This is a genomic window from Streptomyces sp. NPDC048600 (genome assembly GCF_055587025.1).
In genome coordinates this window covers 239717-250231 of record NZ_JBVJGZ010000010.1, presented here as the reverse complement: position 1 = coordinate 250231, position 10515 = coordinate 239717, and the positions used below count along the sequence as shown (strand labels likewise).

Annotated in this window: 9 protein-coding genes; 8 read left to right on the top strand and 1 reads right to left on the bottom strand. The window is 69.0% G+C overall.

Going from position 1 to position 10515, the window contains the following annotated elements:
• The first annotated feature begins 144 nt into the window (after positions 1–144).
• The 5 genes from truA (at position 145) to ACZ6SQ_RS16810 (ending at position 6640) form a co-directional block, all read left to right on the top strand.
• On the top strand, positions 145–1008 hold the full coding sequence (gene truA, locus ACZ6SQ_RS16830; protein ID WP_469562174.1) for a tRNA pseudouridine(38-40) synthase TruA: 864 nt from the start codon (positions 145–147) through the stop codon (positions 1006–1008).
• A 187-nt stretch (positions 1009–1195) separates the two neighbouring features.
• Positions 1196–2809, top strand: coding sequence for a glycosyltransferase family 2 protein (locus ACZ6SQ_RS16825; RefSeq protein WP_469562170.1), 1614 nt, complete (start codon positions 1196–1198; stop codon positions 2807–2809).
• On the top strand, positions 2809–3849 hold the full coding sequence (locus tag ACZ6SQ_RS16820; protein ID WP_469562167.1) for a glycoside hydrolase family 26 protein: 1041 nt from the start codon (positions 2809–2811) through the stop codon (positions 3847–3849). The genes ACZ6SQ_RS16825 and ACZ6SQ_RS16820 overlap by 1 nt, the downstream gene beginning before the upstream one ends.
• Positions 3849–5837, top strand: a complete 1989-nt coding sequence (locus ACZ6SQ_RS16815) for an ArnT family glycosyltransferase (protein ID WP_469562164.1) — start codon at positions 3849–3851, stop codon at positions 5835–5837. The genes ACZ6SQ_RS16820 and ACZ6SQ_RS16815 overlap by 1 nt, the downstream gene beginning before the upstream one ends.
• Before the next feature lie 56 nt (positions 5838–5893).
• Positions 5894–6640, top strand: coding sequence for a polyprenol monophosphomannose synthase (locus ACZ6SQ_RS16810; RefSeq protein WP_469562162.1), 747 nt, complete (start codon positions 5894–5896; stop codon positions 6638–6640).
• A 42-nt stretch (positions 6641–6682) separates the two neighbouring features.
• On the opposite strand, the gene ACZ6SQ_RS16805 is transcribed toward ACZ6SQ_RS16810, so the two are convergent.
• Complete coding sequence (locus ACZ6SQ_RS16805) at positions 6683–7564, bottom strand: hypothetical protein (protein WP_469562159.1); 882 nt, start codon at positions 7562–7564, stop codon at positions 6683–6685.
• Between the two features lie 295 nt (positions 7565–7859).
• On the opposite strand from ACZ6SQ_RS16805, the gene rplM reads away from it, so the two are divergent.
• The 3 genes from rplM to glmM all read left to right on the top strand — a co-directional run bounded on the left by rplM (position 7860) and on the right by glmM (position 10477).
• Positions 7860–8303 carry a 50S ribosomal protein L13 gene (gene rplM / locus ACZ6SQ_RS16800; protein WP_019526965.1) on the top strand — a complete coding sequence of 148 codons (444 nt, stop codon included), beginning with the start codon at positions 7860–7862 and terminating at the stop codon, positions 8301–8303.
• A 42-nt stretch (positions 8304–8345) separates the two neighbouring features.
• Positions 8346–8858 carry a 30S ribosomal protein S9 gene (gene rpsI / locus ACZ6SQ_RS16795; RefSeq protein ID WP_103812805.1) on the top strand — a complete coding sequence of 171 codons (513 nt, stop codon included), beginning with the start codon at positions 8346–8348 and terminating at the stop codon, positions 8856–8858.
• A 260-nt stretch (positions 8859–9118) separates the two neighbouring features.
• Entirely contained in the window at positions 9119–10477 is a 1359-nt protein-coding gene (gene glmM, locus ACZ6SQ_RS16790; protein WP_469562156.1) for a phosphoglucosamine mutase, read from the top strand.
• The last annotated feature ends 38 nt before the right edge of the window (positions 10478–10515 follow it).

Genomic DNA, 10515 nt, shown 5'->3' with positions numbered 1-10515 from the left:
ACAGGGCGAGGCCGGAGAGGACCGCTCCGGCCAGGCCCACGATCATTGCGACGAAGCAGCCCCCCCCCCCCGCTTCCTTTCCCCCCCCTCCCCCCCCCCCCCCCCCCCCCCCCCCGCTTTTGTGTTCCCTGAGAGGATCTCTACGTGAGTGATGAAGCAGCGCCCGGTCATGTTCGTGTCCGTCTCGATCTGTCGTACGACGGGAGTGAGTTCTCCGGGTGGGCCAAGCAGGCCGGCGGGCGGCGGACCGTGCAGGGGGAGATCGAGGACGCCCTGCGGACGGTGACGCGGTCGCAGGAGACCTATGAGCTGACGGTCGCGGGGCGGACCGATGCCGGGGTGCACGCGCGGGGGCAGGTCGCGCATGTGGATCTGCCGGAGGCGGTGTGGCGTGAGCACCACGAGAAGCTGCTCAAGCGGATGGCCGGGCGACTGAGCCGTGACGTGCGGGTATGGGCGCTGCGGGAGGCGCCCACCGGGTTCAACGCGCGCTTCTCGGCGGTCTGGCGGCGCTATGCCTACCGGGTCACCGACAACCCGGGCGGGGTCGACCCGCTGCTGCGGGGGCATGTGCTCTGGCACGACTGGCCGCTCGACGTCGACGCGATGAACGAGGCGGCCCGGGCGCTGCTGGGGGAGCACGACTTCGCGGCGTACTGCAAGAAGCGCGAGGGCGCCACGACGATCCGGACCCTGCAGGAGCTGAGCCTGGTCCGGGGCGGGGACGGGATCATCACGGCCACGGTCCGGGCCGACGCCTTCTGCCACAACATGGTCCGCTCGCTGATCGGCGCGCTGCTCTTCGTCGGCGACGGCCACCGTCCGGCCGACTGGCCGGGCAAGGTGCTCGCCGCGGGGGTGCGGGACTCGGCGGTCCATGTCGTACGGCCGCACGGGCTGACGCTGGAGGAGGTCGGTTATCCGGCGGACGAGTTGCTGGCTGCGCGGAGCAAGGAAGCGCGGAATCGTCGCTCTTTGCCTGGTTCATCCGGGTGTGAAACCTGTTAGTTACGTCCCCTTCACGTATTTATATCGGGGCATAGAGCGACTTACCTGACGTAGTGCTTCGCTTATCCCTTACGGCTTTCACACCTCTCGTATAGCCTTGCGATGCTCGGCCATGGGTTCGAATGGGGCGGCCGGGCAAGGGGTGGGGGTCGACGGGTCGAACAGGCCCAGGGTGGGTTGCTTTGCCATGAGTTCTGTGGGTCCCGTGCGGACCGGGGGGCGTCGTGCCGTGCGCCAGAACGGCGGCCGGCGAAGAGCGGGGCGCGCAGGGACGGGCTCGCTGGGCCTGCTGCCGCTGCCGCCGTCGGACCGCGAGAAGTACTCGTACACGCGCAGACATCTGTGGATCCTGACGATCAGCTCGCTGGTCAGCTTCTGCTGTCTGGCGGTGAGCCAGTTCAAGCTGGCGCAGTCCACGCCGATCCTGTGGATCTACACGCCGCTGCTGGTCTTCACGGTCCTCTACTACCTGGTGTCGCTGCGGGTGAACGGTTTCACCCGCGACTTCGACATCGGCCACCACAAGCGCCTGGTGCACAACTGGCGGCCCGAGGTGTACCCGACGGTGGACGTGTTCCTGCCGGTGTGCGGTGAGCCCATCGAGGTGCTGCACAACACCTGGCGGCATGTGCGGGAGATGGCCGACCGCTACCCGGGCATGTGCGTGCCGTTCGTGCTGGACGACTCCGCCAGCCCCGAGCTGGAGGCCATGGCCCGCGACTTCGGGTTCCAGTACGGCACCCGGGAGAACCGCGGCTGGTTCAAGAAGGCCGGCAATCTGCACTACGGCTTCGCCCATTCCGCCGGCGAGTTCATCCTCATCCTGGACGCGGACTTCACCCCGCGCGCCGACCTGCTCGAGGAACTGCTGCCGTACATGGCGGAGGACCCCCGAGTCGGCATCGTCCAGTCGCCGCAGTACTTCCGGGTGCTGGACTCGCAGAACTGGATCGAGCGCGGTGCCGGAGCCGTGCAGGAGCTGTTCTACCGCTCTGTGCAGGTCTCCCGGCAGGGCAGCGACGGCGCGATCTGCGTCGGCAGCTGCGCGATCTACCGGCGCACGGCGCTGGAGACCAACGGCGGCACGACCCTGATCGAGCACTCCGAGGACGTGCACACCGGCTTCGACCTGCGGGGCCTCGGCTGGGACCTGCGCTATGTGCCGATCGCGGTGTCGACGGGCGTGTGCCCGGACAACGCGGGCGCCTTCTTCAACCAGCAGTACCGCTGGTGCTCGGGCTCCATGAGCCTGCTCGGCAGCTCGAAGTTCTGGCAGGCGAAGATCAAGCTGTCCAGCCGGCTCTGCTACATGTCCGGCTTCTTCTACTACATCCACACGGCGCTGTTCACCTTCGCCGCCCCGGTGATCCCCATCGTGCTGCTGCTGGCCATGCCGGAGAAGCTGATGGTGGAGCATCTGCTGCTGGTGGCGCCCAGCATCGTCTACACCACGATCGTCTTCCCCATGTGGCACAAGGCGCCCTACCGGCTGGAGGCCTGGGCCGCCCGCATGATGTACGGCTGGGCGCATGTCTTCGCCATCTGGGACATCCTGCGCAAGAACCGCATGGGGTGGCAGCCCACCGGCTCCTCGGGGGCCAAGAAGAACAAGACCCGGCGGTTCTGGATCGGCATGTGGGTCTGGAGCGGCGGCACGGCCCTGGTCTGGGTCCTCGCCGCGGTCTACCGCACCTTCACCATGGACGCCCCCGACTTCGCGCTGATCCTGTCCTCCGGGCTGTTCTACGCGCTGGTCGTGGGACGTGTCCTGGTCCAGCCCCGCGCGGAGGCGACGGCCTGATGTCCATCCTCACCCGTACCCTCACCCGTACCCTCACCCGTACCCGTACGACGGCCGTCTCGGCCTGTCTGACCCTGCTGCTCGCGCTCAGCGGCTGCTCGCTGCTCGGCGAGGACGGCGACAGCCCGGCGAACGGCGGCGACAAGGCGGGCAGCCAGGTCGCCGGCAGCGCCGACGCGGACATCCCGTACGACGTCACGCCCCTGCTCAGGCCGGAGAAGAAGTACTTCGGCGCCGCGGTCGAGGGCGCGCCGAACTCGCTGGACGGTTACCGGGCCTACTCCGGCATGGTCGGCAAGCAGCCCAACCTGATCGAGTACTACGCCGCCTGGGGCGACGGCTTCGACGCCAGCGGTGTGCGCAGGGCGTGGGGCGAGGGCGCCCTGACGCTGGTGTCCTGGGAGCCGTTCGACGTGTCCCTCTCGGACATCGCGGCGGGCCGTTCGGACGCGTACATCAAGGAGTACGCCACCGCCGTCCGCAGGCTGAACCTGCCCGTCGTGGTCTCCTTCGCCGACGAGTTCAACGGCCACTGGGAGAAGTGGGGCACCAAGTACACGACCCCCGAGGACTATGTGGCCGCCTGGCGGCACATCCACGAGGAGTTCATCGAGGCCGGTGCCACCAATGTGATCTGGGCCTGGTCGCCGAACATCGTCAACCCGGTCGAGGACGTCGAGCTGGAGCCGTACTACCCGGGCGACGGCTATGTCGACTGGATCGGGCTGATCGGCTACTGGACGATCGAGCAGCCCAACGCGTTCGACAGCGTCTTCGGGCCGACCCGGGACCAGGTGCGCACCTTCACCGAGAAGCCGATGATCCTGCTGGAGACCGCCGCCATGCCCGGGGAGCGGCGGCGCGCGGACATCCGCATCCTCTTCGAGGGCGTGGCGGCCGACGACGATCTGCTCGGCTTCATCTGGTTCAACCACGACAAGCGTGCCGACTGGCGGCTGGAGGCGAGCCCGAAGGCGCTGCAGGAGTTCAAGCGCCTGGCCGCCGACGACCGGTTCGGCTTCGACGTACGGAAGCCCTGATGACCTCCCGATACGAGCACTACACGCCCCAGCCGTACGACCCCTACGCGGACGACGAGCCCACCGGCGTCTGGTTCAACTCCGACGGGTACATCCCCCAGCAGCCGCAACGCCGGCAGGAACAGGACTACGGGCACCAGTACGAGCCGCAGCACGGGCAGGAGTACGGCGGGCAGTACGAGCAGGGCTACGCGCAGCAGCACCAGGAGGGGTACCAGGACCCGCGCCGGGCGTACCAGCAGCCGCCCGGCCCGGACACCTACCAGCAGTCCCAGCCGGACCCGTACCAGCAGCCGTACGAGCACGCCTATCACCAGCAGGACTACGGCTACGACGACCAGGTCTACCCGTACCAGCAGCAGCCGCAGGGCGGGTACGAGAGCCCCGCCGACCAGCCGACGACCCTGCTGCGTACGGTCCAGGAACAGCAGACGCCGGATCGAGCGCCCGTCTACCACATCCCCGACACGCCGGAAGTCGGCTGGGAGATGGCGGCGAGCAGGCGCCGTGCCTGGGTGAGCCGCGCCGTGCTGCTGTTCATCATGGTCATCCAGGTGGCGCTGTCGCTGCGTCTGTCCAACACCGCGTTCCAGGACGAGGCGCTCTATCTGGCGGCCGGCCATGCCGAGCTGGACCGTATGCTGCACGGCACCGAGTTGCCCCGTGACTACGCCGCGTACTTCTCCGGCTCGCCACAGTTGTATCCCGTGCTCGCAGCGCTCGTCGACGGGCGGTTCGGGCTCGCCGGGGCGCGGTCTCTGAGCCTTGTCTTCATGCTGTTCACCACCGGGCTGCTCTATTCGTTCACCCGGCGCCTGTTCAACGAGCGGGCGGCGCTGGCGGCCGCCGCGCTGTTCGCGGTGATCCAGTCGACGGTCGTCATGGGCTACTTCGCCACCTACGACGCGGCCGCGGTGTTCCTGCTGGCCCTGACCACGTGGATCGTCGTGCGCACCGACCGCGCGCCCGTGGTCGCCGTCCTGCTCGCCGCGCCCGTCGGAGTGCTGGCCGTCGGGGTGAAGTACGCGTCCGCGCTGTACCTGCCGACCGTCGTCGTGCTCGCGCTGCTCACCGCCTGGCCGCACAAGGGCGGCAAGGCCTTCGTGCGGATGGTGCTGCTGGCCCTCGGTATCGGCGGTCTGCTCGCCGTCGGTGTCTACACGACCAGCCTGATGGCCGGTGTGCAGCAGACCACCACGAACCGTGCCCATGGCACCGACACGACCGGGTTCCTGCTGGAGCAGTCCGTCAAGTGGGGCGGGCTGATGTTCCTGGCCGCCGTCGGCGGCGCCGTGTCGTACGTCCGGCGCAGCCGGATGAACGAGTCACCGCTCGCCCTGCGGCTCGGTGGCCCCGGCTGGCGCTGGCGCGCCCTGCTCGGGCTGGTGCTGTGTGGTACGGCGCTGCTGGCGCCGGCGTACCAGATTCATCTGGGGACCGTGGTCTCGCTGTTCAAGCACGTCGGCTTCGGTCTGCTCTTCGCGGCGCCGATGGCCGGCGTGGGAATGACCCGCCTGGTGGGTGCGCATTTCCGCTATCCCCAGCTCGGCATCATGCTCTGGACGGCCGTGCTGTGCCTCGGCATCCAGCAGGCGGACTGGCGTTTCGACATCTGGCCGAACTCCACGAAGATGATCAACGCCATCGCGCCGCACGTGGACCGCAAGGGCGAGTACCTCGCCTCGACTCCCGAAGTGCCCGTCTATTACCTGTATGACAAATCCAGCCACCGGCAGTGGCACAGCCTCTTCGGCATGGAGTACAAGGACGAGAAGGGCAAGTACTACAGCGGCGACGAGGCCTACAAGGCTGCGGTCGAAGCCGGCAAGTTCGACGTGATCGTCCTCGACGGGCTGACCAATCCGAGGGTGGACGACATCATCGCCTCCGCGGTCAAGGGCAACCCGCACTATCGGCTGCTGGCGGAGATCCCGTTCCGCAACGCGAACGGTACGAGCGAGTACCGCATCTGGCTCAAGAGCCACTGAGCGCATCCGCAGTCCGGGCGCCGGGACGGTCCGCGCCCGTAGGGGAGGGGAAGAGAATGACGTACGACCCGGAGGGTGTGCGTGTCACCGTGGTGATGCCCACCTACAACGAGGCGGGGAATCTGCCGCGCATGGCGGAGGCGGTGCTGTCGCTGCCGCTGCCCGGGCTGCATCTGAAGATCGTCGACGACTCCAGCCCGGACGGCACCGGGCGGATCGCCGAGGAGCTCGCCGAGAAGTACAACGCGGACGGCCCGCGCATGAGCGTGCTGCACCGCACCGAGAAGGACGGGCTCGGCCGCGCCTACATGGCCGGCATGAGCGCCGCGCTCGCCGAGGGCGCCGCGTACGTGGTCCAGATGGACGCCGACGGCTCCCACCCGGTGGAGGCCGTCCCGCGCATGCTGGAGCGGGCCGAGACCGAAGGGTTCGGCCTGGTGATCGGCAGCCGGTACGTCGAGGGCGGCGCCCTGGACGAGGACTGGGGCCGGCACCGGGTACTGCTGTCCCGGTTCGCCAACCGCTACGCCCGCACGGTGCTCGGCACCGACATCCGGGACATCACCGCCGGGTTCAACCTGTGGTCGGCCGCCACCCTGCGGGACGTGGACCTGACCGCCCTGGACAGCGCGGGCTACAGCTTCCAGGTGGAACTGAAGTACAAGGCCGTGTGCGCCGGGCACCGGGCCGTGGAGATCCCGATCCGCTTCGAGGAGCGGACGGAGGGCACGTCGAAGATGACGCTGCGCACCCAGCTGGAGTCGGCCGTCGTGCCGATCCGGCTGCGTCTGAAGCGCCGCTGAGCGGGGCTGCGGCCGGGCCCCCGGTACCGGCCGCGGTCCTCGCTACTGCTGAGCGGCCGCCGAGGCCTGGGCCTCGCCGCGGCGGCGGATCTGGCGGAAGGTGAACTCCGCCAGGTCGTCACCCTGGGCGAACACCTGGGTGTCCTTGGTGGTGACGTCCTTGCCGTTGGTGAAACCGGTCACCGTGAAGTAGGCGTAGCGGCCGTAGCTGTTCGTGGTCGAGCGGCAGACGGCGCCGTCGCAGAAGTCCTTGACTCCGTTGCCGGGCAGCGCGCGCACCAGGCTCTTGGCGTCGGCCCGGCCCTTGGCCGCGGTGGCCTGGTCCTCGGTGTCGAAGACGGCCACGCCGACGGTCACCGCGACGCCGTCCTTGACGTACGTCACCCGCAGCACGCGCCGGCAGCCGTTGTCCTTGAGGACCTTGGGCAGCGTGCCCTGGGTGACCGCGGCGCAGTTCTTGCTGTCCGAGGTCGGGCCCTTGCGGTAGACGGTCTCGCCCATGGTCAGCTGGGTGCCCGGGAAGAGGATGTCCGGGCTGAGCGGGGCCGTGTCCTTGTTCTTGGACGCGATGAAGTCCTTCGGGTCCAGCGGCGGCGGGGCCGTGGTGGGCGCGAAGGAGGGCGCCGGGCCGGTGGAGGACGGGATGTCCGCCGTGGAGGGCAGCCGTGAGGACGGCCGGCCCGCCTCCGCGCCGCCGTCGTTCGCCGAGACCACGGCGACCGCGACCGCGGTGCCCACCGCCACGGTGGCCAGCGCGCCCCCGACGATGAACAGCAGCCGCCGCCGCTTGTTGCGTGCTTCGGACGCCTCCGCCAGTGCCGCCCAGTCCGGAGTGCCGTCGCCGCCGCTGCTCCAGGTCTGCTGCTGCGAATTCGGTTTCCAGGGATCCCACTGGCCTTGGGGTCCCCCCTGCCCATAGCTCATGGGGCGCATCTTAGAGGGGACGGCGCGCCGCCAGACCAGTAGAGTGGGTGTCTTGCGCAGTCGGCACCAGCGGTGTCCCGCCTCGTTTTGACCCGGGCGCGGCGTCGTAGGTATCCTGCGTGTTCGTTGTGTATTGGCTTGCTCATTCTCACGGGACGGGCCCTTACACCGGTCCACCGGGCCGATGACCAGCGACCAGCACGCGGTTTGCGTCACCGCAGTGCGGTCTCGGCTGTCGTGATCGTCTTCGGTGACCTGTCAGGACCATTCACTGAAGAAGCGAAGGCTACGAACCGTGCGTACGTACAGCCCCAAGCCCGGCGATGTGACGCGCCAGTGGCACGTCATCGACGCCCAGGACGTTGTCCTCGGCCGTCTCGCCAGCACCGCCGCCTCCATCCTGCGCGGCAAGCACAAGCCGATCTACGCCCCTCACGTCGACACCGGTGACTTCGTCATCATCATCAACGCCGACAAGGTGCACCTGTCCGGCAACAAGCGGACCCAGAAGATGGCGTACCGCCACTCCGGCTACCCGGGTGGTCTGCGCTCCGTCCGCTACGACGAGCTGCTGGCGAAGAACCCCGAGAAGGCCATCGAGAAGGCCGTCAAGGGCATGCTCCCCAAGAACACCCTGGGCCGTCAGATGCTCTCGAAGCTGAAGGTCTACTCGGGCGACCAGCACCCGCACGCTGCCCAGCAGCCGGTGCCGTTCGAGATCACCCAGGTCGCGCAGTAGTTCCGGCCACCCCCTAAGACTGAACAGAATCTGAGGAGCATCGTGGCCGAGACCACTGCCGAGCAGCCGCTCGAAGAGCTTGACATCGACAGCTACACCACCGAGTCCGAGGTTCCGGTGGAGGGTGAGTACACCTCCGAGTCCCTCGCCTCGCGCTTCGGTGAGCCCCAGCCGGCCGCCGGCCTGGGCCGTCGCAAGAACGCCATCGCCCGCGTCCGGATCGTCCCGGGCACCGGCAAGTGGAAGATCAACGGTCGCACCCTCGAGGACTACTTCCCGAACAAGGTGCACCAGCAGGAAGTCAACGAGCCCTTCAAGGTGCTCGAGCTCGAGGGCCGCTACGACGTCATCGCCCGCATCGCGGGTGGCGGCGTCTCCGGTCAGGCCGGTGCGCTCCGTCTCGGTGTCGCCCGCGCGCTGAACGAGGCCGACGTCGACAACAACCGCGGCCCGCTGAAGAAGGCCGGCTTCCTCAAGCGCGACGACCGTGCGGTCGAGCGCAAGAAGGCCGGTCTGAAGAAGGCCCGCAAGGCTCCGCAGTACAGCAAGCGTTAAGCTTCGCTGCCTGCTCGTACGACTGCGGGGCCCTGCCCCGCCCGCCGTACATCGAACGCCCCGGCGGCACGCCACAGTGCCGTCGGGGCGTTCGTTTATCCCAGCGATGGGCGTATAACGACACGAGACGTTTTACGGCTTGTGTGATGTGATGCCCCGGGCATCGAGGGCCCGTCCCGGGCATCGAGGGCCCGGAAGGGGCAGGCGTGCGGGCCGCACCGGCACGGCTTCCCGAACGGACGCTTTTCTCAGGAGGACAAGTGGGACGACTCTTCGGCACGGACGGCGTGCGCGGTGTCGCCAACGCGGATCTGACGGCCGAGATGGCCCTCGGTCTCTCCGTCGCGGCGGCTCATGTGCTGGCCGAGGCGGGCACCTTCGAGGGCCACCGGCCGACCGCGGTGGTCGGACGGGACCCGCGCGCGTCCGGGGAGTTCCTGGAGGCCGCCGTGGTGGCGGGCCTGGCCAGTGCCGGGGTGGACGTGCTGCGGGTCGGCGTGCTGCCGACGCCCGCCGTCGCCTATCTGACCGGCGTGCTCGGTGCCGACCTGGGCGTCATGCTCTCCGCCAGCCACAACGCCATGCCCGACAACGGCATCAAGTTCTTCGCCCGGGGCGGCCACAAGCTCGCCGACGAGCTGGAGAACCGGATCGAGTCCGTCTACGAGGAGCACCGCACCGGCGCGCCGTGGGACCGGCCGACCGGTTCGGGTGTCGGCCGGGTGCGCAGCTACGACGAGGGCTTCGACAAGTACGTCGCCCACCTCGTCGGTGTGCTGCCGAACCGGCTCGACGGGCTGAAGATCGTCCTCGACGAGGCGCACGGCGCGGCCGCGCGGGTCTCGCCCGAGGCGTTCTCCCGGGCCGGTGCCGAGATCATCACGATCGGGGCCGAGCCGGACGGGCTCAACATCAACGACGGCTGCGGTTCCACCCATCTCGGCAAGCTCAAGGCTGCCGTCGTCGAGCACGGGGCCGCCTTCGGCATCGCGCACGACGGTGACGCCGACCGCTGCCTCGCCGTGGACCACACCGGTGAGGAGATCGACGGCGACCAGATCCTCGCCGTCCTCGCCCTCGCCATGCGGGAGCGGGGGGCGCTGCGGGCCGACACCGTGGTCGCGACCGTCATGTCCAACCTCGGCTTCAAGCTGGCGCTGGAGCGGGAGGGCATCCGGCTGCTCCAGACGGCGGTCGGTGACCGTTACGTCCTGGAGGAGATGAAGGCCCACGGGTACGCGCTCGGCGGTGAGCAGTCCGGGCACGTGATCATCCTCGACCACGCGACGACCGGTGACGGCACGCTGACCGGCCTGATGCTGGCCGCGCGGGTCGCCGAGACGGGGCGTTCGCTGCGGGAGCTGGCGGGTGTGATGGAGCGGCTGCCGCAGGTGCTCGTCAATGTGCCCGACGTGGACAAGTCCCGGGTGTCGACCTCCGCGGAGCTGGCGGCGGCGGTCTCCGAGGCGGAGCGGGAGCTGGGGTCGACGGGGCGGGTGCTGTTGCGGTCCTCCGGGACGGAGCCGTTGGTTCGGGTGATGGTGGAGGCGGCGGACATCGACCAGGCTCGGTCCGTGGCCGGGCGGTTGGCCGATGTGGTGAAGTCGACGTTGGGCTGACGCTGGTCTGGCGGGGTGTGACTGCCGGGTTCGGGGTG

What these genes read in the sequence shown, in the direction of transcription:
- ACZ6SQ_RS16810 (WP_469562162.1), top strand. Translation starts at nt 5,894, where the DNA reads ATGACGTACGACCCGGAGGGTGTGCGTGTCACCGTGGTGATGCCCACC.
- ACZ6SQ_RS16825 (WP_469562170.1), top strand. Translation starts at nt 1,196, where the DNA reads ATGAGTTCTGTGGGTCCCGTGCGGACCGGGGGGCGTCGTGCCGTGCGC.
- ACZ6SQ_RS16820 (WP_469562167.1), top strand. Translation starts at nt 2,809, where the DNA reads ATGTCCATCCTCACCCGTACCCTCACCCGTACCCTCACCCGTACCCGT.
- ACZ6SQ_RS16805 (WP_469562159.1), bottom strand. Translation starts at nt 7,564, where the DNA reads ATGAGCTATGGGCAGGGGGGACCCCAAGGCCAGTGGGATCCCTGGAAA.
- ACZ6SQ_RS16815 (WP_469562164.1), top strand. Translation starts at nt 3,849, where the DNA reads ATGACCTCCCGATACGAGCACTACACGCCCCAGCCGTACGACCCCTAC.